Raw genomic sequence first — 26,956 nt, 5'->3', positions numbered from 1 at the left:
AGGCCCTCCCGGACCCACCATCAAGCAACCTACTCTCCCTGCCGCACAAGATCTTTCGTACACCGTCCACCCCGCCCTGCACCGTCGAGCAATACAGCGGCACACCCGAACCACACCCCTGCGCCGTTCAACTCGGTGCGCCCGGCCCTTCCCAGGGCCGACCGCGTCCCGCCTTCGACCGCCCACGGACTGCACGGATCACCTTCAGAGACAACGACACAGTCCCGCTGCCCGACGCGCCGTAGGCCTTTGCCGAGTGGCACATCCTGGAGGGGATTTGTCCGTTTTGACCTCCAGGGTGTGCCACTCGGTGATCAGGCTGGGCTGAAACCGAGCAATTCGGGTATCGACGCCGTGAGGGCGACGTGGCCGAGGCTCGAGGAGGCTGGAAAACGAGCTCGGGCTCCCAATCCCGCCAACACCTCTCCCTTATCTAGGCGTCTTTGTCCTTGGCTCTTGTCCGTACGGCCCTACCCTCGCGGGTAGGGCCGACCACTGGACGTTGCCCTACCCGCGGGTGAGCTTGCGGTGGGTGACGCGGTGGGGGCGGGCGGCTTCGGGGCCCAGGCGCTCGATCTTGTTGGCCTCGTAGGCCTCGAAGTTGCCTTCGAACCAGAACCAGGAGGCCGGGTTGTCGTCGGTGCCCTCCCACGCCAGGATGTGGGTGCAGGTGCGGTCGAGGAACCAGCGGTCGTGGGAGATGACCACCGAGCAGCCCGCGAAGTTCTCCAGGGCGTTCTCGAGCGAGCTCAGGGTTTCGACGTCGAGGTCGTTGGTGGGCTCGTCGAGCAGGATCAGGTTGCCGCCCTGCTTGAGGGTCAGCGCCAGATTCAGGCGGTTGCGCTCACCACCGGAGAGCACACCCGCGGGCTTCTGCTGATCCGGACCCTTGAACCCGAACGCGGAAACGTAAGCGCGGGACGGCATTTCCACCTGACCGACCTGGATGTGATCCAGCCCGTCGGAAACCACCTGCCACACCGTCTTGTTCGGGTCGATGCCGCCGCGGTTCTGGTCGACATAGCTCAGCTTGACCGTGTCACCGACGCGCACCGAACCGCTGTCCGCCTGCTCGAGGCCGACAATGGTCTTGAACAGCGTCGACTTACCGACACCGTTCGGGCCGATGACACCGACAATGCCGTTGCGCGGCAAGGTGAACGACAGATCCTTGATGAGCTGGCGGTCGCCGAAGCCCTTGTCCAGGTGCTCGACCTCGACGACCACATTGCCCAGGCGCGGACCGGCCGGGATCTGGATCTCCTCGAAGTCCAACTTGCGCATCTTCTCGGCCTCGGCGGCCATTTCCTCGTAGCGGCCCAGACGCGCCTTGTTCTTGGCCTGCCGCGCCTTCGCGCCGGAGCGGACCCAGGCCAGTTCCTCCTTCAGGCGCTTCTGCAGCTTCTGGTCCTTCTTACCCTGCACCTCGAGGCGCTCGGCCTTCTTCTCCAGGTAGGTGGAGTAGTTGCCCTCGTAGGGGTAGGTACGGCCGCGGTCGAGCTCGAGGATCCACTGCGCGACATTGTCGAGGAAGTACCGGTCGTGGGTGACGGCCAGCACGGCGCCCTGGTAGGAGGCCAGGAACTGCTCGAGCCACAGCACCGACTCGGCGTCGAGGTGGTTGGTGGGCTCGTCGAGCAGCAGCAGGTCGGGCTTGCTCAGCAGCAGCTTGCACAGGGCAACGCGGCGACGCTCACCACCGGAGAGGTTGGTGACCGGCTCGTCCGGCGGCGGGCAGCGCAGCGCGTCCATGGCCTGCTCGAGCTGGGAGTCGATATCCCACGCGTCGGCGTGGTCGAGATCCTCCTGGAGCTTGCCCATCTCCTCCATGAGCTCGTCGGAGTAGTCGGTGGCCATGAGCTCGGCGATCTCGTTGAAGCGGTCCAGCTTCACCTTGATCTCGCCGAGGCCCTCCTCGACATTGCCGCGAACGGTCTTCTCCTCGTTCAACGGCGGCTCCTGCTGCAGGATGCCGACCGTCGCGCCGGGCGCGAGCCAGGCATCACCGTTGTTCGGCTGATCCAGTCCCGCCATGATCTTCAGCACACTGGACTTACCCGCGCCGTTCGGGCCGACGACACCGATCTTCGCGCCGGGAAGGAAGTTCAAGGTCACATTGTCGAGCACGACCTTGTCGCCATGCGCCTTTCGCACCTTCACCATCTGGTAAATGAACTCAGCCATATGGGCAAGCCTAACTGTGTGTAGTAGCGGGTTCTCCGGCAGTGTCCGCATCCGCGGACGGCCGTTCTACGGGGTCGGTCCGGTCGGGTCGACCGAAGGTTTTGCGCACCACCGGGGCGGTGCAACGACCCAGGTCGGGACCCAGTGCCAGGGCCCGCATCTCGAGGTCGGTGCGCTCCGCGCCGTCCCGGGTGGTGTACTCGTTCGAGCGCAGCTGCCCGTACGCGATGATCGGATCACCTCGCTGCAGCGATGCCTCGACTCCTTCGACGATCCCCCGTCGCCAACAGCTTACGGTGAGATAGAGCGTGCCTCCGTCCACCCAGTCACCCGCGCCCTGATCGTAGCGGCGAGCCGTGCTGGCCAGCCGGAAGCTCAAGACGTGGTCCCCGTTCTGCAGCACCCGCCGCACCGGATGGGTGACGACCCGGCCGATGACCGCGGTATTCGCCTCGTACATTCCACTCCCCCTTGCCGATTCGAGCAACTGGTTTCCGTTGGCTTCCAGCTTCGCTCGACGGCAATCCCGGCAACAGGCCGGAGACGGCGAGTGTGGACAACTCGCGGGGTGTGGACAACTACAGAGTCGCGAGGTCGGTATTGGCCCCGCACAACACGATTACCGGCCGCTCCCCCGCCGCCGGGACATACGCGCCGCTCTGAATCGCCGCCACCGCGGTCGCCCCGGCGGGCTCCACCACGATCCGGAACTCGCGCCACAGGTATTCGCGTGCCATCACGATGGCGTCATCGCTGACCAGTATCGACCGCACCCCGTACCGCGTGGCCACCTCCATCGCGATATCGCCGATCCGGTTCGCCCCCAACGCATCCGAGGCCACACTCGACACGTCGACGTCCACCGGACGCCCCGCCGCCAGCGCCGCGTGCAGGGTCGGCGCGCCCTGCGGCTCGACCCCGATCACCCGCCCGCGCAGCCCCAACGCCACCGCGACCCCGGCCACCAGCCCGCCCCCGCCGACCGCGACCAGCACCGGCGGCCGCCCGCGCACCTGCTCCTCGATCTCCAACCCGATCACCCCGGCCCCCGTCACGATCTCGGGCAGGTCGTAGGCATGCAGCGGCATTGCGCCGCGCTCCTCGGCGAGCTGCCGCGCGTACTTGTGCGCCTCGGCGTAAGTCGTTCCGTGCCACAGCACTTCGGCCCCGTGCGACCACATGGCCGCCACCTTCGTGTGCGAGGCCGACTCGGGAACCACCACGGTGCACGACATTCCGCGCAGCGCACTGGCCAGCGCCGCCGCGATTCCGGCGTTCCCGGCCGAGGCCAGCACCACGCCGGTCTGCTCGCCGCGCGCCTGCAGCAGCGCGTTCAGGCAGCCGCGCACCTTGAACGTCCCACCGTGCTGCAGATGCTCGAGCTTGAGCGTCACCGGCACCGGACCGCGCGGGCCCTGGATGTCGGTGTGGAAGACCGGCGTCTTGCGGGTGTGCCCGCGCAGCAGGCGGCGGGCCTGGCGCACGTCGGATCGGTAGAGCCGCTTGACTTTCCGGGTCGCCATGGCGACGTCGTTCACTTGCGTACCTCTCCGTCTCGCCGGGCGAGCTCGGCGAACATGGCGTTGTACGCGGTCAGGTCCGCGTCGTCGTCACGCTCGGCCTTGCGGTCGATCCGGTTCGCCAGGCGGGTGTCGCTGCGCGACCACTGGATGAGCAGCGCGAGCATCACCACGACCAGTGGGATCTCACCGCTCGCCCATGCGAGGCTACCGCCGGTGTGCTGATCGGCGAGCAGGTCGCTGTTCCAGCCGAGCCCGAGGCTGCGGTAGAACCAACCGCCCAGGACGGTATCCATGCTCATCAGCGCGATACCGAAGAAGGCATGGAACGGCAGCGAACCGAACACCATGCCCAGCTTGGTGAGCGGCTCCACCTGACGCGGCTTGGGATCGATACCGATCACCACCCAATAGAAGAGGTAGCCGCTGAGCAGGAAGTGCACGTTCATGAACAGGTGCGCGCCGTGCGTGCCGACGAACCTGTCGAAGATGCCGCCGAGGTAGAGCGCGTAGAAGCCGGCGACGAAGAACACCGCGGCGATCACGGGCTGGGTCATGAAGCGCGACACCGGATTGTGCACCGCGGCCAGGATCCATTCGCGCGGCCCCGGCGGCTGATCCCGACCGGCCGGTTGAATTGCCCGCAGCGCCAGCAACACCGGACCGCCCAGCGCGAACAGAATCGGCGCCAACATCGACAGCATCATGTGCTGAGCCATGTGCACGCTGAACATGGCCGGTGCGTAGCGTCCGACCCCGGAACTCGTCGCGAGCAGCAGCGTCGCGCAGGCGGCCAGCCAGGCGATCGACCGCCCGATCGGCCAGGCGTCACCGCGCCTGCGCAGCCGCAGCACACCGAGCACGTACACCACGGCCAGCACGATGGCGAGCGTGCCGAAGATCAGATCGAACCGCCAGTCGAACAGAATCCGCGCGACGGTCGGCGGACCGGCCAGGTTGTAGCCGATCTCGACCTCGGTCGGGGTGGGCACGGTGCGCAGATCCGGCGGCGGCGTGCGGCCCAGACCGACCGCGAGACCGACCGTCGCGGCGAAGACCAGCGCCTCGACCCCCGCGAAGCGAATGAGCGCACCCCGATCGCTCGGATCCTTCTCCAGATCCGGAATCGCGCGCTGCCGCTGCAGGAATCCGATGACGCCCAGAATGATCAGCGCCGTGGCCTTGGCGAGCACGAGTTTGCCGTAGGTGGTGCTGAACAGATCCGACCACGGCACCCGCACATAGGCGTTGATTACACCGCTGGCCGCGATCACCGCGAACGAGACGGTCGCCACTTTCGAGAACCGCCGCACCGCGAGCGCGGTGTACTTGCCGTCACGCAGCGCGTAGGCGAGAACGGCGAACAGCCCGCCCACCCAGAAGCAGGCCGAAACCAGGTGCAGGATCAGGCTGTTGGTGGCCAGGTCGTGCGCGCCGCCCGAGGAGGAATGCCCGGTCAGCGCGACCGGCAGCAGCGACAGCACCGACAGCCAGAGCAGCACCGGGGTCCAACCCCAGCGCAACGCGAGCCGGCAACCGACGGCCAGCACCAACACCATCATCACGGTGAACCGCCAGGACCCGGCGACATCGACCTTGTCCGCGGCCCGCCACACCTCTTCGGGCCGCAGCGATTTCTGCAGCGGTTGCCCGGTGGTGTCCGAAAGAGTCAACGGCACCAGCAAGGCCGCCGCACCGGCCCAGACGAGCGCCGCGTTTCCCGCCCGCCGCAGGGCCCGATAACCGCCGACATCCAGCACCCCGCTGCCCTGCGGCGGCACGAAGAACGCCGCGAACAGCAGCGACCCGACGGTCAACGCCGCCGAGAAATCCGCGACCGCCCGCACCGCGGGCAGCCCGTACGTGGTCAACGGTCCCGGATCCGGAATGCCCAACAGCGTCAGCGCCTGCGACGCCGACAACCCCACGACCAGCGCCGCCACCAGTGCCGCGGCCGCCGCCCCGAGTGCCGTGATCGCCGCGAACGTCACCCCCGAACCCGACCCTTTCGCCGAAACGTCCGATCCTGCGGGCGGGTCCTGCGCTGACGACATGGCCCAAGCGTAGTTCGGAGCGCCCATCCGGACTCCCCCAGGGTTTCCCGTCCTCCGGTCCGCACTCCCGCCCCGACGCGCCGAACAGTTGCTACGCGACGGTCCTTTGCTGATCTGGACGCTCGCTATACTTAACCCGCTGGACACCGAGATCGATTTGGGTCAAGGTGTTTGGTGCCCGCATCACCGCCGATGCCCGCACTGCCTCCGTAGCTCAGTTGGATAGAGCAAGGGCCTTCTAATCCCTAGGTCGCAGGTTCGATTCCTGCCGGGGGCGCAACGGGTGACTGACCAGCCATAACGCTGGCAGTTACACCAATACCCATACCTCACAACGCTCAAACGCCAAGGGATTTTCAAGATTAGACTCGCGGGATGGGGCAGGATCTCGACGCCATCCCCGAGCTTCTCGAGGACTTCACCACCGAACTACGGCGCGCCAACCGGTCAAAAGGCACCATCGACACGTAATCCCGTGATGTGGGCTACTTCGTCGACTTCCTCCGCTCTCAGTCCCCTCCCATCGAACCCGACGCCGAGGCCCTGACCCGCGAGAACATCGGTGCCTACATCATCGACACCCTGAACCGAACCAACCGCCGCACTGGCAGACGGATCACCCCGGAGTACGCGAACCGCCAGTACCGCAGCCTCCAGCAGTTCTGCAATTACCTGGAGTCCGAGGGCATCCTCGAGGTCAACCCGTTCGACAAGATGAGCCCGCCGCACGTCCCGGAGAAGCCGATCCCGGTCCCGCCGATCGAAGACCTCCGAAAACTGCTCGCCGAGTGCGAGGGCACCGACTTCGAATCCCGCAGAGACACAGCGATAGTCCGACTCCTCGCCGACATCGGCCCCCGCGTCGGCGAGATCGCGGCACTGGACGTCGACGCTCTCGACTTCCAAGAGAACACCGCCCTCGTGATCGGCAAGGGCGGCCGTCCGCGAGTCCTCCCCTTCGGCGACAAGACCCGCATCGCGCTGCGCCGCTACCTACGAGCCCGAGCCCGACACCCCAAGGCCGCCAACGACAATCCCGCCCTCTGGCTCGGCAAACGAGGCCAGATGACCAGCTGGGGCATCTACCGCATGCTCACCCGCCGCGTCGAAGCCGCGGGCATCAAACACCTTCACCCACACCAGCTTCGCCACTTCTTCGCCCACAACTGGCTCGCCAACGGCGGCCAGGAACAAGACCTCATGATGCTGGCCGGTTGGCGCTCCCGCCAGATGATCGGCCGCTACGCCCGCGCCACCGCCGAAACCCGCGCCCGCGACGCCCACCGCAAGGCCCGCCTCGGCGACAAGCTGTAGAACCTGCGACACCTCTAGACTCGGTCCTCCCGGTTCCTGATCGAACACGGATGCTCGGGCGCACTGCGTACATTCGTACCGAACACTGTCTCGAGGAGGGTCGAGTGAGTTCACAACAGTCGCGTTCCCGCGGTTACAGCGAGTCGTTGGCCACGAAGATGGACCGGGTCGCCGACGCCTTGAGCAATGGACGTGCAGCTATGCGGGCTGAAGGCGTCTACGTCGACGTCTACGCCAACGGACATGTCCGGGCCATTGCCATCGACGACGAGGCGGCACCACGTGGTGCGAAACTCGGGCCCCTGATCGCCGATCTGATCAACAAGGCACGGGACCAAGCCCAACAGGACATCGAGTCCCTCGTGCAGGAAGTCCAGGCCGATCCCCGCATCGCGACCATCGTCGAGCAGATCGGCGATGCCCCCGAGCGATCCAAGCCGACTTCGGGGGCTCGGCCCCAATCTCAGCAGGATGAATGGGACGAGGACGAGAACTACTTCCACCGCGGCAAAAGCCGGATTCTTGCCCCCAAGGACTGATATCGGCGGGCAATGAAGCCAGGAGCTGGAATTCCAGGTCCAGTAGAGTGTCCAGCGGTAACCAAGATCAGCACTGATCTATCAGGGGGACCACGAAGTGACCGACGACGATCTCCTACACGTCGACCGAGGTCGACTACGCGAGCTGATCACGGCCGTGAACGCGAACGCGGACACCCTCGACACCGTGCACGTCGACAAGCAGGCAGCAGCGATCTCGGTTGCGGGGACGGGAGTCGGTGCGGCGTGCACGGCCGGGGCCCAGGCCGCGGCCTACGCAGTCGGGATGGCGGTTGTAGAGGTTCGCAAGATCGCCAGCCTCACGAATTCCGGTCTAGCGCAGGTGGAAGCGATGGACCAGCACAACGCTTCCCAATTCCCGCAGGGGAACTGATCCCATGGCCGATCCTGCACTCCCGACCGTGTCCCAGGTGAACAGCTGGCAACTCGACACTCTCGATGCGCAAGCCACCGGGTGGAAACAGCAGGCGACTACGCTGAAGACCGACCTCGACGCCATGAACACCACCATCGGCAACTCGGTGGACTTTCTGGTCGGCAAGTTCGGCGCCGCACTGCGTGACAAAGGCTTGGCCGTTCGCGACGAGGGCTACAAGACCGTCGGTGCGCTCGAGGACGCCAGCACCGCAATCACCCTCGGCTCACCGGGAATGCAGTTCGCTCAGAAGACGGTGAAAGAAACGCTGAGCACCGTTACCAGCGAGGGCTATCGCTGGAACGATGACGGCACCGTGTCCTTGTCGACGTCGCAGTTGGCGAGTGTCTTCTCTGAGAAGGACAAGAGCGCCGCCACCGTGAAACTCGCTGCCCTACAGCGCCAAGCCGACCAGTATTCGATCACATTGCGAGGTGCACTGCATGCCGCGGCGGTAGCTGCGCAAGGCGTCACCGACGGTGTGACCAAAGCGTTCAGCGAGCTACCTCAAGCCGCTCAAGGAGCCAAGGCCGGTGCGTTGACCGATCCGACGATCGCGAAACAGCAAGGTGTCGACGACGGCAAGCTGGTCGCCAGCGGCAAGGCCACCGACGCCGATCTCCAACACATCGCCGCCCGACTAGCCGCGGCAGGTATCACCCCTGACGACGTAGAGGCCATCAACGAGGGCAAGCAAGTCGACCTATCCGAAGCCCAATGGGACTACCTGCACGAGTTTTACAACACCGCAGGCGTCGACGGCCTCTACAACATGACCGACCGGCTCTCGACAATCGGCGACAAGACTTCTGCCGCTTCTGTGGTCGATCAGTTGAACACCCTCGCCAATCCGAACGTGCATTCGACGGGTACCGACAACCCCAAGGGCGGACTCGATCAGCTACCCACGGACCTGCGCAGCATCCTGACGAAGAACTACGAGTGGACGGCTGGCACCAGAGGTAGCCCTCAGGCGGGATTCCCTGAGCTGTACAAGCTCGACGGAGTCGCCAAGATGATGGGACTGGCCGACTCCCGCTCCGCTCCCGGAAGCGAAATCAACAAGGCGATGCTCGCCCAGGCTGCTCATATTGCGCCGCACATGCGTCCCGGCAATGGCGGTGCGATCCCGGAAAGCCCGGCTACGGAGGATCTCGTACGCGCTGGCGGGGCGGACAAGATCGCGGTCCATGACGCACTGACCGGAAAGAATCTGCTCTACGGGCTCACTGGTGACGACGTCCTCGATGCATTTACCCATCGTCGGTGGGCCGACAACGGCGACGGAGTGCAGAAGATGCTGTCGTGGATCGGATCCGACGCTGACTCACCGGATCTCGCAATCTCGACCCGCGCGGGCGAAGCTGCTTCCAAACTAGCCCTCTACGTCGGCAACCACGGAAACGACTTGTTGCACCTGGACGGCGACCGCTCTGCCTCTCTGGGCACGGTCAGCCCACACATAGTCCAGGGAATCGAGACCGCGCTCAGCCCCTATATTCCGAATCTTGGCGGTGTTCAGGACCAATACCTTCACACCCACGGATTCCAGGCACCTGACGTCGGCCAGTCCACTGCGTACCCGAAGGCGCAGAACATCTTCGCGGTCATCGACACCGACAAACAGGCCGCGGTTGACTTCAACGCCAAGGCGTTGCTGGCAGGACAACAGCTGCAGAGCGTGTGGACCCAATCGGTGCTCCATGACCCAGCCAACCCTGCAACAGAACTGGCCACACAGTCCGGGGAAATCCTCGGCCTCGTCGACAAGGGCCTCGACAAATCCATTGCCGCCCAAAAGGATACAGACATCGGAACCGCCACCCACGCCTTCGCCGACAAAGGCGCGGCCTACGACACCCTCAAGGGCGCGCTGACGAACAGTCTGAAGTACGTGCCCGTGGTCAGCACATTTGCGGGACCGATCATCGACCTGACAAACGCCGAAGCCAAGTTGGATCTGGTCGGATACGCCTACTCACTGCCGCATACCCCCGACTCCCCCGTGGACATGTCCACCGAATTTCCCTCCGCCCGACAGAATTACGAAGTCGCCTACGTCCTCGAGTCCATGGACGGCACGCTCGCCCACGACCCGCGGTACGCCAATCTGTTCGACCATGACGGCAAGCTCAAGAGCTACGACGACGCGGTCAAGGACTACGGCAATGCGGTGAAACTCGACGGTGCCCTGACCAATATCCTCAACAACTATCGCGGTGGCATCCTGCGTGACAACCTGCAGGATCTCGCCACCAAAGTCATGGAGGGAAGGGCCAACATAAAGTGAGGCGATCGCGACTCAAGACCTACTCCGCCCTGCTGATGTGCGTCTTCGGCGCTGTGGTCGGCCTGACAAGCTGCACACGAACCGAACACTCCGACAGCCACGCCCCGACAGTCGGGGACTTCTGCAACCCACTTTTTAACTACTTCAAGACCGACTTCCCGATCGACAACGTCCAACTCAGCTACGGCGGCAGCCTCAGCCAGACAGTGAACGACCTAAAGGGAAATGCCGTCTGTAGCTACGCAGGAGACCTGTCCAACCCGCTGCGCGGTGCCTCCTGGCTAGCCCCAGCCCAGAACGGCGAAGACCCCTCAGCCAGGATCAACATCCTCAAAGAAAAAGGGTACAAACTCCTTCCAGGCCACTCGGCGGAGATCTGGGTTCAAGACAGCCGCGAGAAGAGGCCGGATACAACGAAAGGCGTTGTACACCTGGCCACAGAAACCAGCCGGTGGCAAGGAGAACTAGAGATCCTCAACGAAACCGGCAGCCTCGCAATCACCGACGCGCAAATCGGGCAAGCGGCCGACCTCCTCATCAAGACCACGGAGGCCATGAACAAGTAGGCATCACAGAGCAAGGACGTTGCGGGTCCTGGTTCGTTCTCTAGGATCTGCCTGTGCGGAATCTGTTCGATCCCAATGCCCTTGGGTGGCCTCAACTGCGGGATTCATTGCATGTCTACGTCCTGCCCGGACCGAGGTTCACGAGCCTAGCGCAACCCGCAGCCACAGTGATCAGTCAATCCAATTGCTGCACACCGATTTCACGGAAATGGATGCATGCAACTGTCACTCGAATCCCCTGGTGGCGAAATGAAGTCGATGAGCACACACTCATGGAGTTCGGCCGTGCCCTGAGTGTAGCCATGAGGAGCCTCCATCCGTTCACGATCAAGATGACCGGACCGGAGATCCGGGAGAACAGCGTCGGAATGGCAGCGAAGCCCAGCACCCAGTGGCTACAACTACTCGACGAAACCCGTAACGCTGTCGAGGAGGCGTTCGGAACCGACCGTGCGCTACCACCCCCGCCCGATGTACCCCGTGTCTCGCTCGGGTACGGGACGACCGATGACGATTCCGATCACCTCGCACACGCGTTATAGGCCATCGACATATCTGCCGAGTTCGTGATCGATACGGTGCATTTCGTTGCAGTGCACCAAGATCCGACCGAAAGCACGGTCACCTGGGATTCAATCTCAACGCATCCTCTTGAGCCCGGTGAAGGGCATTGTCGTTGCGACTGAACCGGTTTCGGAATCGCTGGGAACGCGCCGCAGTGTACCGGCAGCGCCCCTTCAACGATTCCAGGGTCCGCACGCCTGCTCGACCGAATTTCCGCCTGCGGCATCATGAACACCATCCGGTCGAGTACGGGAAATTCGGTCGGCGCGTCCCCTGAATCGGGAGTTACTGTGCTGCCCGGGGCAGGCGGAGAGGACAGGCCGCGGGCCTGCCCCTCGAAGAGCGCGGCGCGCGCCCAGGGAGTCCACGCTCTCCGAAGGCTTCCATCCCATTGACACGTACGTGTCAAAAACCATTGGGCAGCTGGTTGACAGGTACGAGTCAAGCTCCCGGAAGGACCCAGACGTCATGACCAACTCCGACACCATCACGGGCCTTCTCGTCTCTGCCGTAGAACGCGCCTGGGCCGCCATCCGATCCCCCCACCCGGACGTGTCCGAGGTGGTGCTGACCGTGGCTCCGGATCGATCGGAAGCGACCTCACGCTGGGGCCGTTCGCGCCGAACCGACGGGCACGTGGTGAATACGAACTATATGAGCTATTCGTCGGCGGCGAAGGTCTCCAGCGAGGTGCTGTAGGAGTGCTCGGCACGCTGCTCCACGAAGCCGCTCACGGCATCGCAGTGACGCGCGGGAAAAGACACCAGCCGCCAGGGCCGTTGGCACAATGAGAGATTCCACGCCCTCGGGCAGGAGCTCGGCCTCACCCTGAAGCATCACCACAAGATCGGCTGATCGCTCACCACCGTGCCGGAACAGACCCGTGAGTTGTACCGAGACGAACAGGAGGAGCTCGCCTTCGCGTTGGTTGCCTATCGGCGTCACGAACCGAGCCGACACGGCGGACCCAGTCCAACAACGGCCTGTCCGCCGAATGCGATTGCGGTCGCAAGATCCGCGTCTCCAAGAGCGTGCTCGAGGTAGGACCGATCTACTGCGGCAACTGCGTCACACAGTTCAGAGCCCAACCGAACACGGCGTCTGTAGCTTCAGCAACAGCCGTGTCAAGTGACCGCTTGGTACCTTGTTCAATCGGCGAAACCAGTCCAAGATTGTCGATGACATCGATCAATATTTCCGATACCGAATGAGGGGGAGAGCTTGTCAAGGCAGTCTGGGATGTGGACTCGTGCACTTGCGGCTTATGATGGCGACCTGCATGCCGAGCATAGAGCTAGGTTACGCACTACATTACAGGCATGTAAAACTAACTGCGACCTTGTTGCTGCCGATATTTCGAATGACCTCCCGACCTTTACACTTCACGATAGCAGTCACACAGATGAGCTTTGGTTATTGGCCGACACCATTGCTGGCGAGCAGTATAACCTGACCCCCACCGAGGCACTTGTTTTTGGCGCCGCAATCCTATTTCATGATCTTGCCATGACCCAAACCGCCTTCCCTGAAGATTTGACAGAGTATCTTCCAGCGCTTCGATGGCGAGATCTAATATATCAACACTTTATGCAAGAAATTGGACGGAAGCCGACGCAAAATGAGATTCAGAGTCCTCCCAATAGCGTAGCAATTAGAGCAAAGCAAGATTTTCTACGCAGCGATCATGCTCAGCAATCAGAACAACTTCCAATGAGGCAGTTTGGAACCAGTGAGGATCCAATCTATCTACTCCCAGACCGCGAATTAAGAGAACAGTACGGAGAGTTGATTGGAAAGATTGCCGCGAGCCACTGGTGGAGCGAGAAAAAACTCGCAAAAGAGTTCGATTTCCTAGTCGGACAGCCAAGTGGATACCCTCGATCTTGGATTGTTGACCCACTCAAAATAGCCTGCCTCCTTCGGGTTGCGGACATAAGTCACATCGATGCCACACGAGCGCCATCATTTCTGCACAGAATTCGAAAGATCGATGGAGATTCCGCGATTCATTGGACGTTCCAAGAAAATATCCGCAGTCCCATACTCGAAAATGATCGTCTAACCTATACGGCGACCCGCAGGTTTCGGATTGATGAGGCCGAGTCCTGGTGGCTGTGCGTAGAAACCTTGCGCAACATTGACGAAACACTGCGTGCCGTTGACAACCTGTTGGCCGACAAACAAAAAGATCGATTTGCCGCGAAATCGGTAGCGTTTGCTGACGATATTCGCATGCTATCCAAGCAGATACCAACGGATGGTTGGTACCCAATAGACGCGCGCATTAAAGTGAATGACGTTATCTCGCTGGTAAAGCGGCTTGGCGGTCAAGAACTTTACGGAAATAACCCGAAGGTTGCACTACGTGAGTTGGTAACAAATTCAGCAGACGCAATTCGCGCACGCCAGATATGCGACCCGTCGGCTGATGACATCAATTTGCGAGTACGAGTGGAGCTGAAAAGATCAGGAGGAAAGGTAACACTTGTCGTTGACGACAATGGCGTCGGCATGACTTTGGAAGTTTTGACAGATTCCTTGTTAGACTTCGGGAGATCTTACTGGTCCACCAACTCAGCCCGAAATGATCTTCCAGGGTTACTGAGCTCCGGGTTTTGTCCAACGGGAAGGTATGGAATCGGATTCTTTTCGGTCTTTATGCTCGGAAAGAAGGTAAGTGTCATTTCACGTCGATTTGATACCGGTTATGCAGATACTCACGTCCTTGAGTTTACGGATGGGCTTGACGCTAGACCGCTGGCACGGAAAGCGACCGCAAATGAGGTTTTGGGTATTGGCGGTACACGAATAAGTGTCGAGCTTGACGACCTCGCTGCAAACGTCTTCGCCCTATACGACAGCCAGAAACTGGCCGACGAATGCGCAAGGCTGTTCCCAACCCTCGATATCCAGCTTCAAGTCGGCACGCCAGAAGAAGGCTTTATCGTTTCGGTCCGTCCAAACGATTGGGAGACACTATCCCCCAGCGGTTTGCGCGATAGGCTAGCGCGAGATCCGGCCAGGCTGGAATCTCTTTTATTCTCGGAATCAAACCTTTCGAATCTTTACGATGGAGAAAAGATCGTAGGACGTCTTTCGCTTCTTGTCAGGCACGGTGATATAGCCGATGTTGAAGCCGCTGATGTGACCTACATGGACACCGGAAGCGTGATTACAGTTGGAGGTGCAAGCAGCAATACATCGATACGCGGTGCCGTGGGGGTATTACTAGGTGAACCAATGCGGGCAGCACGTGATACTGCCACTCCAATCGTTTCTGACGAGGAGCTTGCACGTTGGGCGTCCGATCAAGCTAGTCTGGTTTATGCCTTGAAACCTTCTATTGCCGAACAATTGAGATGCTCAGCCTGGCTTGCATCAGTCGGCGGTAATCCGGGGCCGCTGGTTGTTGCTCAATCCCGAATTGGCGCCATGACGGTGGAGGGGATTGAATATTGGGCGAGCAGTCAAGATGAAATCATTATTTTGCAGGATGCTTCGTTGTTTTTGAGTAGCCGAGATCTTGGCATTAGCGTTGACGAGGCTATGTCGATGCTCAATCATAATGTCCTAGTGGCCGACTGCGGTTCACCGGTCGTGTTTGCTGCACGACGACCGCACAACGGTCTAGTAGGTCATCCTAGGCAGCACCTGTCTCGTACGCTAGATCACATTTGCCAAGGTGCTATTGCTCGCGGTTGGCAATGTAGCGAGCGTAAAATCTATTCCCTTAGTCGCGCCCAGTCGAAAATTAGTGATGAATATTCACGCATGAGACGGAAAGCGAGCACACGAGACGACGACCCACACCACCCGCTGCGGCGGGTTGTGGGGCTTCTACCGTCCGGTGATGAGTGGTATTTGAACGCTGATATCTATCGAAAGTCCGATGCTTTGAATGAATCAAACTAGGGGGATAATAAGTGAGTGCGATACAACCACAAATAGATTCAAGGCCAATGGATGCACTAGGAGATTCCTCTCAATACTCGGCGATCAATCAACTGAATCGATTGCGTTTGAGAAGTCACCGTGCCGCACGCGCTCAATATCTTTCAGCGCACTATATGTCAGTGATGCATTTTAGGCTAGGGGTTCCAGCAGTAGTATTGTCCAGTGCGGTAGGTACTACAGTGTTTGGAACTCTCGTAAGTAGTCCAAACTCGGTAATCATAATTGGAACTGGCATCTTATCAGTAACTTCTGCAGTTCTAGCCGCACTACAAACGTTTTTTGGCCTGTCTGAGCGTTCCGAGAATCATAGGGCTTCCGGAGCAAAATACGCATCACTGAAACGACAATTGGATATTGCGTCGCTTCGATGGATGTCCGAGCAGGTATCCATTGTTGCGCAGGTTGAGGAGTTGACATGCTTCGTCACTGAGTTCAATGAGCTCGATGCGCAGTCTCCACGTGTCCGTGACCGATTCTACGACCAGGCCAGAAGGGAGCAGGAATTAGACGCTGAAGGCGTATAGAAATCCGAACTCGCCATTTGTTTGGTTCACGCGGCTTGACGCAGCACGAAGCCATTATTCGAAAGTCCTTATTAACCTAGGTGGCGAATCGATATATCTTTATTTGGACGACGTGAGGCGTAACCCGGCTAAACGCCTGATTTTCAAGATCACCGAATAGGCCCCAATACGCCTAGGGATTATGCGGTAACACTGGCCACTAAGCTGTATTTATGCAGCTCAGGACAGTGTTTCGAGGGCAGGAACTTCTAATCCCTAGGTCGCAGATTCGATTCCTGCCGGGGGAGCATCACGGGTGACTGACCAGCGACAACGCTGGCAGTTACACCAATACCCACATCGGAGAACCCGCAAACCGGGACCGAACCCCACAAGTCCCCCCAAACTCATTGATCGTCGATCGCGTTGTGGAGCGCGGCGGCCGCCGGATGCACCCCCGCGGACCGTGCCCTTTGCGCTGGGTCATCGACGGATCAGCGGGCGCGAGTCCAGAAGAGGCGGTGGTGAAGAAGTGAAGGCTCCCGGCATCTACCGAATGAGTATCGGGGCGGCCTTGGCCGCGGCTGTAATCGCGACGACGACGGGATGTGGCTCCATGGATTCCGAGTACACCAAGACCGACCCGACTGAATCGGCTCGAGCTGCACAGGAGCTCTTGGGCAGGCCGACCTTGGAAGAAACCGAAGCGGGTCTGAAGCAGGCAATCGAGCAACTCGCCGCTTATGCGAGCTCTCTGGTTCCCGGTATGACATGGAAGCCCGATACCCCAAGTGCCCCATACGCATGCGACGCTCCGTTCGATCAGACCAACGGTCGGCAAGTCCACATTCCGGCCTACACGACCCAGGGCGGCGATACAGCGCATGGAGGCGGTATTCCAGATGACGTATGGCCCCAAGTCCGCGACAAGGCGCGTGAGATTGCAGCTGGCCTAGGCGCTACCGAGAACGACCCGTTTCCGTTCAACGAGAAGGTCGACGATCGGCAGGCCCGCTTCTACGGGCCGAACGGCACCGTGCTGTGGGTCGCGACCCGAGGCATCAGTGGCGACACGGGTTGCCGCTTGCCCGCCGCCGACAAACCCACTGCCAGTCCTGTCGCACCGACCGCGGAACTACCGAAATGACATCGGAATCCGTCGCGGCGAGGGCGTGAATTGACCACGATCAGTCACGTGCGCGGGTGCAACCCGCAGTCGGTGATCGACTATGCCTCAGACCTGGTGAAACAGAAGATGTGTTCGTCGCGAAGGTCGACGCGATGGAGACATCGGTCGACAAAGCCATGAACAGCTGGAAGGGCGATGCCGCGACAGCTGCTTCCGAGCGCGCGATCGCACACAAATTGCACAGCAATCACCTCGCGACCACCATCATCGGTATCGCCGACCCACTACAAAAACCTATGGCGCTCAACTCGGTGACAGACGGACCGCTTTGGTGAAGATTCTGGACACCGAAATCCCTGCCGCCGGGATGGGTGTGGACAATGACTGCAACGTCACCGCGCCGAAGGCCCTTCCGACCGGCGCTATGAATTTTCTTTAGCGCATCAAGGCGCGTGGGATATGCGCGTGGGATACGACGGAAACACGCACAGCGAGTACTGGCTACCGGACTCAAAATCCTTGCGGGGCATGGGCGACATAATCGCGGGCTACGGAATGAGGCGGTGAAGATCAAGTGAGCTCCAGGCGACACAGGTCTGTTTCGGCGGTCGGTATCGCGCTGCTCACCGCGGCGGTGGTGTTGAGCGGATGCGCGAAGGACCGCGGAGACAACCATGACGCGCCTCGGGTAATCGACACGGGAAACAGCGGAGGAACCAAGGTGGATCCATCTCTCACCGAGTCGACTGCTCGCGACCGGCTCAACGCCTATCTCCTCGAATCCCTCCAAGGACTCCCGCCGGGCGTGAGTTACTCGATCGCCTCGGACAACCAGTACCTCGGGAACATGCACACACCCAGCCTCACCGTCCCTTGCGACGAACACGGCAACGGCTCAGAAGTCCTCCAGTTGAGCTATTGGATCATAGGTGTTCCGGCCGGCCAGAACACCCAATATTTCGATCTCATCCGAAACGCATGGACCGCGCGAGGCTGGACCCTGCAGCAGGACGCCGACTCGCGCTGGGCTCCGGTACACACGCCCGACGGCTACTCACTCGTCCTCCAATACGCTCCCGCACAAGACCATTCGTTGAGCGTCACCGCCGGATCCCCCTGCTTTCCCAAGGCAGCCGGAAGCACAGCCGCTCCTCAACCGACCGAGATCAAGCGCCCGTAAGGAGCCGTGAATGTTCCCTCCGCGCAACGATTCCGACGAACTGGGCCTCAAAGTGCAGCGCGCACAACACGCACTCGAACAGATACGCGGCGTAGGTGTCGTACAGGGCATCCGCGTGATCGTCGACGCCGAAGATTGAACCGCCCCGGGGTGTCGGGAGACTTCAACCTCTGTGAAGGATGGAGTCGTGTCGAGTTCGAAGAAGTACCCGCAGGAGCTGCGTGAGCGGGCCGTGCGGATGTTCGCCGAGATCAAGGGCGAGCACGAGTCGGAGTGGGCGGCGATGAAAGCGGTCGCCGATCTGCTCGGGGTCGGGACGCCGGAAACGGTCCGCAAATGGGTGCGCCAGGGCCAGATCGACACCGGAACGCGGGCCGGCACCAGCTCAGATGAGATGACGGAGCTGAAGCGGCTGCGGCGTGAGAACGCAGAACTCAAGCGCGCCAACGCAATTCTGAAGGCCGCGTCGGCTTTCTTCGCCGCCGAGATCGACCGGCCCAGTCGTTGATCGTTCGGTTCATCACCGAACATCAAGGCCGCCGCGAGGCCGGTGGCCTTGTTTGGGGTGTCGAGTCGATCTGCGCCGCGCTCTGCGAGCTCGGCGTGAAAGCCGCCCCTTCAACCTATTACGAGCAGCGCAAGCGGACCCTCGCCAAGCGCGATGTTCGCGACGAGGAACTGAAAGTGGAAATCACCTGAGTCCACGGCGAGAACTTCGGCGTCTATGGCGCGAGAAAGGTTTGGTTGCAACTGAATCGAGAAGGCCACCGGGTGGCGCGCTGCACCGTGGAGCGACTCATGCGTGAGCTCGGGCTGCGCGGCGCCGTTCGCGGCAGGAGCAAACGCACCACGTTCCCCGATCTGGCCGCGCCGCGTCCGGCGGATCTGGTCCAGCGCCGCTTCGCGCCGCCGACCCCGAACCGGTTGTGGGTGGCCGACATGACCTACGTGTCGACCTGGTCGGGCTGGGTCTACGTGGCGTTCGTCATCGACGCCTACGCGCGCCGGATCATCGGCTGGCGCACCGCAACATCGATGACGACCTCGCTGGTGCTCGATGCCATCGAGCACGCGATCTGGACCCGCGAACGAGCGGGCTGGGACGTGAAAGATGTTGTGCACCATACGGATAGAGGGTCGCAATACACATCTATTGCCTTCTCCGAGCGACTCGCCGAGGCTGGGATCCAACCCTCGGTCGGAGCGGTCGGATCCTCCTACGACAATGCCCTCGCCGAGACGATCAACGGTCTCTACAAGACTGAACTGATCAAACCGCGAGGCCCCTGGCGCAGCGTCGACCACGTCGAGTTCGCCACCGCCGAATGGGTCGACTGGTTCAACCATCGGCGGCTCTACCGCTACTGCGGCGATATCCCGCCCGCGGAAATGGAGACCGCCTACTACTCTCAACAACCAGCCCAGCAACCCGCCGGGCTGTCATACCGATAGGTCTCCGGACTCACCGGGGCGATTCAGATCGACTGCTATCCGTGACGGTAGACGAGGAAGCTACCATCATGGCCGCCTACCGGGCGGCGATAGAAGACAAGCGCCCCAAAGTCGATGAAGCCCTACGGGAACTGCGAGCCGATCCGACCTTCGAAGCGGTCTCGACATACACACAGACAAACTCGGCCCGCTTGGAAGCCGAACGCGTGGAACGCCAGCGCAAGCTGGACGAAGAGTTCGACGACGACTATCACGACCGCGGCTCGATCAAGGCCCCGGATTGGTAGCAACCCACGCCCGCACGTTGCCCCGGTACCCACGACGGCTGGGTAGTTCTACTGATTCACCGGGAACCGTGCGACCGCGATGCTGGCGGGCATGACGACCACATGCGCCCAGGTGCCGAACTCGCAGACCAACCGTCGACGAATCCCCATGTGGGACAAGGTGATCACCGGCATTTGCCTTGTTCTGACCGTCGTGGCCGCGACCTACTTCACGGGACTCACCGGCTTACTCGCCATGGCAACCGATCCGTGCGCACCTGACGGCCCCTGCGTGGACCAGGTCGGCCGTGGTATCGCGGTCTCGCTGCTGGGGATGCTCGCGGTCCTGGTGATCGGACTGAGCTGCGTGACCATCGCCGCGATCACCCGCACCTGGCTGTTCGTCTGGGCTTTGGCAACTCTGCTGCTGCTACCGGTTCCCGTAGCCATCGGCTGCAATATCGCCAACCACGCCGCGCAACTCGGTACGGTTGGACGTTCGCATCCCTGAACGCGATCCTCACCGCTCACCCGTCGAGCTCCACACCGTGCGGGTTGTCGCACGGTCGGCGGTTAGACGGCGGGGCCGGTGTTGGGGTCCATTCCGCCCACGCCATCTGGGGATTCGGTTTCGCCGTTGGCTTGGTGGTCGGTGGTGACGGCTTGGTGTTCGTCTGCGAATTCGGGGTCGTTGTTGTCGAGGTCGGCGCGTTTACGTGGATCGCCGGTGGTCGGGGGCATCGGTTGTCCTTGGTTTGGGATCGGGCGGCACGAGGTGGGGCTACCCGCGGGCGGGGGTTGCAAACGAGGGGGTGGGGGCTTGGGGGTGGGTTGTGGCTGGGCGGTAGAGGCAGGCGAAGAAGAGGGTGAAGGCGATGGTCAGGAGGATGTGGCCGCCGCCGGAAAGGTGGGCTAGGAGATCGCTTTCGGGGCGGGATTGGACGGTGCGGATGCCGATTGCGGTCATGCAGGTGACTGTCCAGAGGAGGGCGGTGTTGTAGGTCCAGAAGAACCAGGGGAACAGGCGTTGGGAGGACAGGGCGAATTGTTTGTCCAGGGCCAGGACGATCAGGAAGAAGAGGGTGCCCAGGGACAGCAGGTGGGTGTGGGTTACGGCTAGTTCGGTTTTGCCGGTGAAATTGTGGGACTTGGTGAAGTCGCGGTAGAACAAGCCGGAGCAGAGGCCTAGCAGGGTGTAGAGGGTTGCCGCGTAGTAGAGCTGTTTCATTGGGGTCCTTGGTTATTCGGCGGTGCGGCTGGTGAAGTCGAAGGAATCGCCGTCGAGGCCCCAGGAGATGATGCGGTCGGGGTGGATTCGGATGACCGCGCGTTCCTGGGGCGGGAAGGGCGGCTCCTCGTCGGGGAGGGCCTCGGCCGTGCCGCGGATCTCGATGCCGCGAATCACGTACGGGTCCACGGAAACCTGTTGGTCGACGACGAAGGAGACTCGGCTGCCTGCTTCGACATTGCGGTACTTGCGGCTGGTGCGCATCCGCATGCCGCCGATGTCGATCGTGCCGTCAGCGTTCACCCGATAGCCGGTCGGGTTGTTCTGCACGATGCCGTCGGGTGACACCGTGGCCAGCCGACCGATTCCGGCCTCCGCGAGGAACTGCTGTTCATTGCTGGTGAAGCTCATGGCGGTTACTCCATTTCGTGATTTCTAGCATCGCTAGCTACTAGAGCAACGGTAACACTCGGCCAGTAGCTTGTCTAGCGTTGCTAGATTGATGGTGTGCGAGTGGACGACGAAGGGACGGGCCTTGGGCGGCCGAGGGATTCGCGGCGGCGGGAGGCCGTGGTGGCGGCCACGCGCGAGGTGCTGCTGGAGAAGGGGTACGAGGAGCTCACGCTGACCGAGGTGGCTCGGCGGGCCGGGGTGTCACGGCCGTTCGTGTACGACAATTGGGGCAGTCGGTTCTCCCTGGTCGAGGATGCGATATTCAGTGTGCCCGAACAGGATTCACTGCTCGACGAGAATGCCCCGCTGGCGGACGCGATGACCGGGCTGATCGCGGCCATGGTGCGGATTCAGTCGGATCCGGTGTACGTGGCGGGACTGGCCGGGATCGCCGCCGAGCTGTACGGGCGCGATGATCTGATGGCGCAGATCGAGAGTCGGTACAGCGCACCGATCCGGGCCGTGTACGTGCGATTGATCGAGCGAGCCAAGGCGGACGGCGCGGTGCGGCCGGACGTGGACGGCAGCGCGCTGTTCGACACCGTGCGGGGCGCGGTCATGATGCACATGCTGGTCAAACACCGGGACCCGGAGGGTTTGATCGAGCACCTGACCTCGATCATCGTGCCGGGCATCACGATTCACCGCTGAGGTCGCGAAAACCGATCCGCTCGAACCCATTGCCACTTTTCTTACACTGCGTAACATAAGTCTCGATGGGTGTGCTCTCGATCACGCCCGGAGACTGCACTGGAGGAGTCGTGGATCGGCAGAAGTTCGGGACGCTCTTCGACCTGAGCGGGCGCACCGCCGTGGTCACCGGCGGCACCCGCGGGATCGGGCTGGCGCTGGCGGAGGCCTTCGTCTGCGCGGGCGCGAATGTCGTTGTCGCGGGCCGCAAACCCGACGCGTGCGCGGCCGCCGCCGCGCATTTGACCGAGATGGGCGGGCGCGCGGTGGGAGTACCGACCCACATGGGCGATCTGGGAGCCCTCGACGCCCTGGTGGCCGCGGCCGCCGCCGAGTTCGGCGGCATCGATATCCTGGTCAACAATGCCGCGAACCCGTTGGCGCAGCCACTCGGCGAAATGACCACGGCCGCATGGGAGAAGTCCTACGACGTGAACCTGCGCGGCCCGGTCTTCCTGGTGCAGGCCGCCCTCCCCCACCTCGAAAAGAGTTCGCACGCGGCGATTCTCAATATCGTCTCGGTCGGTGCGTTCACCTTCTCCCCCGGCACGGCCATCTACTCGGCGGCCAAGGCCGCCATGGTGTCCTTCACGCGCTCGATGGCGGCGGAGTTCGCCCCGCGCGGCATTCGCGTCAATGCCCTGGCGCCCGGCCCGGTGAACACCACCATGGTGCGCAACAACCCGCCCGAATTCGTGGCCGCCCTCGAACGCTCGACCCTGCAGCAGCGGATCGCCGAGCCCGATGAAATGGTCGGGGCCGCATTGCTTCTCACCTCGGACGCGGGCAGCTATATCACCGGCCAGACGGTGATCGCCGACGGCGGCCTGATCGCACGGTAGGAGATCCACATGACAGCGGTACGCACCGACGAACGCCCGGACGGTGTCGTCCTGGTGACCATCGATCGTCCCCACCGGCGCAATGCGCTCGACCCGCAGACTGTGGCCGAACTGCACACGGTGTTCGCGGATATCGCCGGCAGACCCGAGATCCGAGCGGTGGTGATCACGGGTGCGGGAGTGGCCTTCAGCGCGGGAGCCGATCTGAAATCGACACCGGAGGACTTCGATCGCACCGAGGCCACCCCGACCGCCGCGCTCTTGGGCGCGGCGACCTCCGAAGTGGCACGCACCATGGCCGCGCAGGAACTGATGGCCTCACTGTTCGAACGGATTCACCGCCTGCGCCAGCCGGTGATCGCCGCCGTCAATGGCTCGGCGGTCGGCGGCGGTTTCGCCCTGACGCTGGCCTGCGATATCCGGATCGCCTGTCCGGAGGCCACTTTCGGCGCGGTGTTCATCCGCCACGGCGTCTCGGCCTGCGATATGGGCACCAGCTACCACCTGCCGCGCCTGGTGGGCGCTTCCCGAGCCGCCGAATTGATGCTCACCGGAAGGGTTTTCGATGCCGAGGAGGCGCTACGGATCGGCCTGACCGTCGACACCGTGCCCGCGGCCGACCTGATCGACACCGCGCTGGCCAAGGCGTCCCAGATCGCCGCGCACTCACCGCTGGCCGTCTGGATGACCAAGGAAACCCTGTGGCAGAACGTCGATGCGCCGAGCCTGCGCCACGCACTGGACATGGAGAACCGCACCCAGGTCATGTGCACGGCGACCGGTGATCTGCACGCCTCCTTCGCGGCCTTCCGCGATCACTCGACCTCGCGGTGGAAACCGTTGTAGGCCGGGGAATTTCACCGAAATACAGGAGTGGACAAATGAATACGGAATACCCGATCGGCTGGTTCGCGGTGGCGTTCTCCTCCGCACTCGCCGAACGATCCGCCGTGCCCGTGCGAGCCTTCGGCGAGCAGTTGGTGGCCTGGCGTGACGAACAGGGCCGAGCGCACGTGATGGACGCGTTTTGCCCGCATCTGGGCGCGCATCTCGGTGTCGGCGGCACCGTTGTCGACGGTCGGCTGCAATGCCCGTTCCACGGCTGGCGATTCGATACCGCGGGCCGGTGCGTCGAGGTTCCCTACGCCAAGGTCAAACCGGCTGCGGGCGTGCGGGTTTGGCCGGTTCGGGAGCAGAACGGCGTGATCCTGGCCTGGCACGGAGCGCCGGACCGGCAGCCCGACTGGGAGATGCCCGTGCTGGACCGCGACGGCTGGACACCGGATCTCACCGTCGAGTGGACCCTGCGCGGCCTCGCCCAGGACATTCTCGAAAACGGCGTCGACGGAGCGCATTTCAAGTGGGTCCACCAGTCGAGCATCATGGCCGCCACCGGACTGCCCGAAGCCACCGACCACTGTTTCCGCGTCGATCTCGCCCCGCTGGCCGATTCGGACGAGGAGCTGCCGGGCATTCCGCTGCGCAGTGAGATTCACGGACCGGGCATGGTGATGGCCGTGCACACGGGTGAGGGTTTCGAGGGCTGTTACCGCCTCTACGCCACTCCCTTGGACCGGGAGCGCATTGTCTTACGCGGGCTGGTCGCGGTCAAAGCCGCACAGGATGCCGAGCCGCTGAACCAGGCGATCTTCGACGCCGTCCGCGCCCAGTGGGAAAGCGACACTCTGATCTGGGACAACAAGATCCACCGCCCCACTCCCCTGCTCACCACCGAGGAACGCCTGATCGGCCAGTTCCGACGCTGGTATCGCGCCGCCTTCCTCGAAGCCGACGCCAGCCTGGCCGATGCGTCGGGCCGAGCCGGTTAGCCCGCGGCGGGCCGGGATTCGGGCGGCTTCGGGTCCCGACCATCGATCACGATGGGAGCGTCGGGACCCAGGGCCATGCCGAACTGGGGACGCCCGTTCGCGGCAAACGTGAAGGGCTGGACCCGGATGCTGCGCCCCGCCCAGCCGGTGCCGGACTCCAGGCGGGCGTGGTAGGCGATCCACGGGTGGCCGTCGATGCTGAGAAAGCCGTTGTGGCCGGGGGCTATCGCACCGGAGGTGCCGGGCAGGATGGGGCCGCCGGATTTGGTCCAGGACTTCGGGTTCATGGGGTCCGCGCCCTGGGCCAGTTCGAGGAGCCCGAGCCGGTAGGTGTCGTCGAAGCTGGCGTTGGCGGAGAAGGTCATGAACAGCCGACCGTTGGGCGCGAGCAGCGGTTGCGGGGCCTCGTTGATCAGCAGACCCGCATCGTTGGGAACGGTTTCCCACCCGGCGGTGGGTGTCGCGATGCTGACGCGATCGCCGGTCGGCGTCATCGGGTCCGACATGCGGATGGCGCAAATGTCTTGCACCCGTGTGTCTTCCGGGTCGCGCAGGCAGGACCAGAAGAAGTATCCGGCGTTCCGATACTCCTGATAGACGCCGTCGATTCCCCAACCGCCGGGCAGGTCGAGCTTGCCGAGAAACTCGTAGGGGCCGGTCGGATCGTCGCCGGTCGACCGCAGTGCGTACATGCGATGGGTCTCGTTGCGCTCATCCTCCTGACCGGCGAAGTAGATCCACCACCGGTCGCCGATGTGTTCCAGTTCCGGTGCCCAGATCTTGGTGCACGCCGGGGCCGGGCAGGCGGGGTGCTCCCAGACCACGATCGGGTCGGCCTTGCCCAGTCCGCCCAGGGTGTCCGCACTGCGGATGACGATGTTGTCGTTGTTGTAGAAGTCGCCCTGCACCAGGTGGAATCGCCCCCGGTAGTAACTCATGCTCGGGTCCGCGCCCGCCGCGAGAATCGGATTGGTGAATTCCTCGCTGTGCGGCCCGTCCGCGACGGCATTCGGCGCGCCGATCCCCGCGACCGTCATTCCGCTACCCACCAGCAGCGCAATGACCAGACCGAGCACCCCACGCCAACCCGTCATCATCGCCTCCCGCACACGTCGAGAATCCAGTCTCGACGCCGCACCCGGCGGGTTCAATCACTGCGCCGAAAGCCCAGGATGCCCGGCGTTTCGCGGGGCCTGTACAGGTAATCGAGCATTGTTTCGGCAATTTTCGAAATTACTCGCGCGTAGGTTCGGTCTTTGGGGGCATTCTGGAGAGCAGATCAGGAATCTCCGCAGGTCGAGGGAGGTAATAATGGTTAAGGTGACGGCCATCGAGCCGAATGGGGAGCATTGGCATCCGCATCCCGGTGATGCGATCGAAGATCCTGGCGAAGGTCCAGCACTGGTCATGTGCCTGCTGGGGATCGCGACGCTGGGAATGACCCTGACCGCGGCCGCGTCCGGCTACCGCGGCTGGGCGATAACCGGCGCGATCGCGACTGTGGTGCTTATTGTTTCGGGTCTGCTGATGATCCGGTTCGAGTATTTCCGGGAATTCCGCAAGGAGCAGCGGGCCGGACGGCACGGGCACAATCCTTTGGTCGCCGCCGAATACCGGCCACGACAGATCAGCTCGTGGCAGGCGCGGCGGGGAGTCGAATATCGGTAATCCACGCCGCGCCCGCGGCGCTAGTCGTTGGTGGCGACCGCGAGTAGGCCGAAGCGGCTGACCGCGGCGTGATTGTGGCCGTCGACGCTGGTGATGACCACCTCGGCCGGATTGGTGAGGGCGATGCAGCAGAAGTTGCCGCCGTCGGGATGGATGGTGAGCGAGAGGAACCGGCGGTTGTTGGTGCGCTGCCATTCGTCCAGATCGGCGTACAGCCCTCGCATGGAGGCGTTTTCGAAATAGACGAGGTTGTGCTTGTTCACGTCGGACATCCCTCGATGATGCCCGCCCGGAA

At 62.6% G+C, this 26,956-nt stretch carries 28 protein-coding genes, 1 tRNA gene and 1 pseudogene; 21 read left to right on the top strand and 9 right to left on the bottom strand.

Features of this window, described 5'->3' with window-relative positions; genetic code table 11:
* Positions 1 to 507: 507 nt before the first annotated feature.
* The 4 genes from ettA to VMT65_RS29130 form a co-directional block, all read right to left on the bottom strand.
* Positions 508 to 2,184 (bottom strand): energy-dependent translational throttle protein EttA, encoded by a 1,677-nt coding sequence (ettA, locus tag VMT65_RS29145; protein ID WP_326311687.1) that lies wholly within the window; start codon positions 2,182 to 2,184, stop codon positions 508 to 510.
* Positions 2,185 to 2,194: 10 nt separating this feature from the next.
* Positions 2,195 to 2,644, bottom strand: coding sequence for a single-stranded DNA-binding protein (locus VMT65_RS29140; protein WP_326311686.1), 450 nt, complete (start codon positions 2,642 to 2,644; stop codon positions 2,195 to 2,197).
* A gap of 118 nt (positions 2,645 to 2,762) precedes the next feature.
* Positions 2,763 to 3,707: a threonine/serine dehydratase gene (locus tag VMT65_RS29135; RefSeq protein WP_326311913.1), complete on the bottom strand. Its 945-nt coding sequence runs from the start codon at positions 3,705 to 3,707 to the stop codon at positions 2,763 to 2,765.
* A gap of 11 nt (positions 3,708 to 3,718) precedes the next feature.
* Positions 3,719 to 5,758 (bottom strand): cytochrome c oxidase assembly protein, encoded by a 2,040-nt coding sequence (locus VMT65_RS29130; RefSeq protein ID WP_326311685.1) that lies wholly within the window; start codon positions 5,756 to 5,758, stop codon positions 3,719 to 3,721.
* Between the two features lie 203 nt (positions 5,759 to 5,961).
* Between VMT65_RS29130 and VMT65_RS29125 the strand changes: the two genes are divergently transcribed.
* The 16 genes and pseudogenes from VMT65_RS29125 (at position 5,962) to VMT65_RS29055 (ending at position 20,462) form a co-directional block, all read left to right on the top strand.
* Positions 5,962 to 6,035: transfer RNA gene (locus VMT65_RS29125), tRNA-Arg, on the top strand.
* A 203-nt stretch (positions 6,036 to 6,238) separates the two neighbouring features.
* The gene (locus VMT65_RS29120; RefSeq protein WP_326311684.1) at positions 6,239 to 7,072 is read left to right on the top strand and encodes a tyrosine-type recombinase/integrase; all 834 of its coding nucleotides are present in this window, start codon (positions 6,239 to 6,241) and stop codon (positions 7,070 to 7,072) included.
* Between the two features lie 104 nt (positions 7,073 to 7,176).
* A complete protein-coding gene (locus tag VMT65_RS29115; protein WP_326311683.1) occupies positions 7,177 to 7,611 on the top strand; it encodes a YbaB/EbfC family nucleoid-associated protein in 435 nt (144 codons plus the stop codon).
* 97 nt (positions 7,612 to 7,708) lie between these two features.
* Positions 7,709 to 8,005: a hypothetical protein gene (locus VMT65_RS29110; RefSeq protein ID WP_326311682.1), complete on the top strand. Its 297-nt coding sequence runs from the start codon at positions 7,709 to 7,711 to the stop codon at positions 8,003 to 8,005.
* A 4-nt stretch (positions 8,006 to 8,009) separates the two neighbouring features.
* Positions 8,010 to 10,337, top strand: coding sequence for a TPR repeat region-containing protein (locus VMT65_RS29105; protein ID WP_326311681.1), 2,328 nt, complete (start codon positions 8,010 to 8,012; stop codon positions 10,335 to 10,337).
* Positions 10,334 to 10,903: a hypothetical protein gene (locus VMT65_RS29100; RefSeq protein ID WP_326311680.1), complete on the top strand. Its 570-nt coding sequence runs from the start codon at positions 10,334 to 10,336 to the stop codon at positions 10,901 to 10,903. The genes VMT65_RS29105 and VMT65_RS29100 overlap by 4 nt, the downstream gene beginning before the upstream one ends.
* A 1,032-nt stretch (positions 10,904 to 11,935) precedes the next feature.
* The gene (locus tag VMT65_RS29095; protein WP_326311679.1) at positions 11,936 to 12,166 is read left to right on the top strand and encodes a hypothetical protein; all 231 of its coding nucleotides are present in this window, start codon (positions 11,936 to 11,938) and stop codon (positions 12,164 to 12,166) included.
* A gap of 540 nt (positions 12,167 to 12,706) precedes the next feature.
* Positions 12,707 to 15,379 carry an HD domain-containing protein gene (locus VMT65_RS29090; protein WP_326311678.1) on the top strand — a complete coding sequence of 891 codons (2,673 nt, stop codon included), beginning with the start codon at positions 12,707 to 12,709 and terminating at the stop codon, positions 15,377 to 15,379.
* A 47-nt stretch (positions 15,380 to 15,426) separates the two neighbouring features.
* Positions 15,427 to 15,945 carry an SLATT domain-containing protein gene (locus VMT65_RS38490; protein WP_442790320.1) on the top strand — a complete coding sequence of 173 codons (519 nt, stop codon included), beginning with the start codon at positions 15,427 to 15,429 and terminating at the stop codon, positions 15,943 to 15,945.
* A gap of 595 nt (positions 15,946 to 16,540) precedes the next feature.
* Positions 16,541 to 17,071: an LppA family lipoprotein gene (locus VMT65_RS29085; protein WP_326311677.1), complete on the top strand. Its 531-nt coding sequence runs from the start codon at positions 16,541 to 16,543 to the stop codon at positions 17,069 to 17,071.
* Positions 17,072 to 17,181: 110 nt separating this feature from the next.
* Positions 17,182 to 17,388, top strand: coding sequence for a hypothetical protein (locus VMT65_RS29080; RefSeq protein WP_326311676.1), 207 nt, complete (start codon positions 17,182 to 17,184; stop codon positions 17,386 to 17,388).
* Positions 17,389 to 17,627: 239 nt separating this feature from the next.
* Positions 17,628 to 18,233 carry a hypothetical protein gene (locus tag VMT65_RS29075; protein ID WP_326311675.1) on the top strand — a complete coding sequence of 202 codons (606 nt, stop codon included), beginning with the start codon at positions 17,628 to 17,630 and terminating at the stop codon, positions 18,231 to 18,233.
* A 10-nt stretch (positions 18,234 to 18,243) separates the two neighbouring features.
* Positions 18,244 to 18,372 (top strand): hypothetical protein, encoded by a 129-nt coding sequence (locus VMT65_RS29070; protein WP_326311674.1) that lies wholly within the window; start codon positions 18,244 to 18,246, stop codon positions 18,370 to 18,372.
* 48 nt (positions 18,373 to 18,420) lie between these two features.
* Positions 18,421 to 19,685 (top strand): annotated as a pseudogene (locus VMT65_RS29065) (IS3 family transposase).
* A 41-nt stretch (positions 19,686 to 19,726) separates the two neighbouring features.
* A complete protein-coding gene (locus tag VMT65_RS29060) occupies positions 19,727 to 19,972 on the top strand; it encodes a hypothetical protein (protein ID WP_326311673.1) in 246 nt (81 codons plus the stop codon).
* A gap of 91 nt (positions 19,973 to 20,063) precedes the next feature.
* Positions 20,064 to 20,462 carry a hypothetical protein gene (locus tag VMT65_RS29055; protein ID WP_326311672.1) on the top strand — a complete coding sequence of 133 codons (399 nt, stop codon included), beginning with the start codon at positions 20,064 to 20,066 and terminating at the stop codon, positions 20,460 to 20,462.
* A gap of 62 nt (positions 20,463 to 20,524) precedes the next feature.
* On the opposite strand, the gene VMT65_RS29050 is transcribed toward VMT65_RS29055, so the two are convergent.
* Genes VMT65_RS29050 through VMT65_RS29040 form a run of 3 tightly spaced genes read right to left on the bottom strand, consistent with a single transcriptional unit; the run spans position 20,525 to position 21,590 of the window.
* On the bottom strand, positions 20,525 to 20,692 hold the full coding sequence (locus VMT65_RS29050) for a hypothetical protein (protein ID WP_326311671.1): 168 nt from the start codon (positions 20,690 to 20,692) through the stop codon (positions 20,525 to 20,527).
* Positions 20,693 to 20,732: 40 nt separating this feature from the next.
* Positions 20,733 to 21,179 (bottom strand): DUF2871 domain-containing protein, encoded by a 447-nt coding sequence (locus tag VMT65_RS29045; RefSeq protein ID WP_326311670.1) that lies wholly within the window; start codon positions 21,177 to 21,179, stop codon positions 20,733 to 20,735.
* Between the two features lie 12 nt (positions 21,180 to 21,191).
* Positions 21,192 to 21,590 (bottom strand): PPOX class F420-dependent oxidoreductase, encoded by a 399-nt coding sequence (locus tag VMT65_RS29040; protein WP_326311669.1) that lies wholly within the window; start codon positions 21,588 to 21,590, stop codon positions 21,192 to 21,194.
* Between the two features lie 102 nt (positions 21,591 to 21,692).
* Between VMT65_RS29040 and VMT65_RS29035 the strand changes: the two genes are divergently transcribed.
* From VMT65_RS29035 to VMT65_RS29020, 4 genes are all read left to right on the top strand, one after another.
* On the top strand, positions 21,693 to 22,283 hold the full coding sequence (locus tag VMT65_RS29035) for a TetR/AcrR family transcriptional regulator (RefSeq protein WP_326311668.1): 591 nt from the start codon (positions 21,693 to 21,695) through the stop codon (positions 22,281 to 22,283).
* A gap of 110 nt (positions 22,284 to 22,393) precedes the next feature.
* Entirely contained in the window at positions 22,394 to 23,164 is a 771-nt protein-coding gene (locus VMT65_RS29030; protein WP_326311667.1) for an SDR family NAD(P)-dependent oxidoreductase, read from the top strand.
* A 9-nt stretch (positions 23,165 to 23,173) separates the two neighbouring features.
* On the top strand, positions 23,174 to 24,010 hold the full coding sequence (locus tag VMT65_RS29025) for an enoyl-CoA hydratase/isomerase family protein (RefSeq protein WP_326311666.1): 837 nt from the start codon (positions 23,174 to 23,176) through the stop codon (positions 24,008 to 24,010).
* A gap of 35 nt (positions 24,011 to 24,045) precedes the next feature.
* Positions 24,046 to 24,993, top strand: coding sequence for a Rieske 2Fe-2S domain-containing protein (locus VMT65_RS29020; RefSeq protein ID WP_326311665.1), 948 nt, complete (start codon positions 24,046 to 24,048; stop codon positions 24,991 to 24,993).
* Here VMT65_RS29020 and VMT65_RS29015 read toward each other — a convergent pair.
* Positions 24,990 to 26,087, bottom strand: coding sequence for a glycoside hydrolase family 43 protein (locus VMT65_RS29015; RefSeq protein ID WP_326311664.1), 1,098 nt, complete (start codon positions 26,085 to 26,087; stop codon positions 24,990 to 24,992). The two genes, VMT65_RS29020 and VMT65_RS29015, sit on opposite strands and share 4 nt — an antisense overlap.
* A gap of 226 nt (positions 26,088 to 26,313) precedes the next feature.
* Between VMT65_RS29015 and VMT65_RS29010 the strand changes: the two genes are divergently transcribed.
* Positions 26,314 to 26,661: a hypothetical protein gene (locus tag VMT65_RS29010; RefSeq protein WP_326311663.1), complete on the top strand. Its 348-nt coding sequence runs from the start codon at positions 26,314 to 26,316 to the stop codon at positions 26,659 to 26,661.
* 20 nt (positions 26,662 to 26,681) lie between these two features.
* Here the strand turns inward: VMT65_RS29010 and VMT65_RS29005 are convergent, their stop codons facing one another.
* Positions 26,682 to 26,933, bottom strand: a complete 252-nt coding sequence (locus tag VMT65_RS29005; RefSeq protein ID WP_326311662.1) for a hypothetical protein — start codon at positions 26,931 to 26,933, stop codon at positions 26,682 to 26,684.
* Positions 26,934 to 26,956: the final 23 nt, after the last annotated feature.

It is taken from the genome of Nocardia sp. CDC153 (genome assembly GCF_035818515.1).
In the GTDB taxonomy this organism is placed as follows: Bacteria; Actinomycetota; Actinomycetes; order Mycobacteriales; family Mycobacteriaceae; genus Nocardia.
The sequence above is the reverse complement of the archived record's forward strand: the minus strand, read 5'-3'. Positions and strand labels throughout refer to the sequence as shown.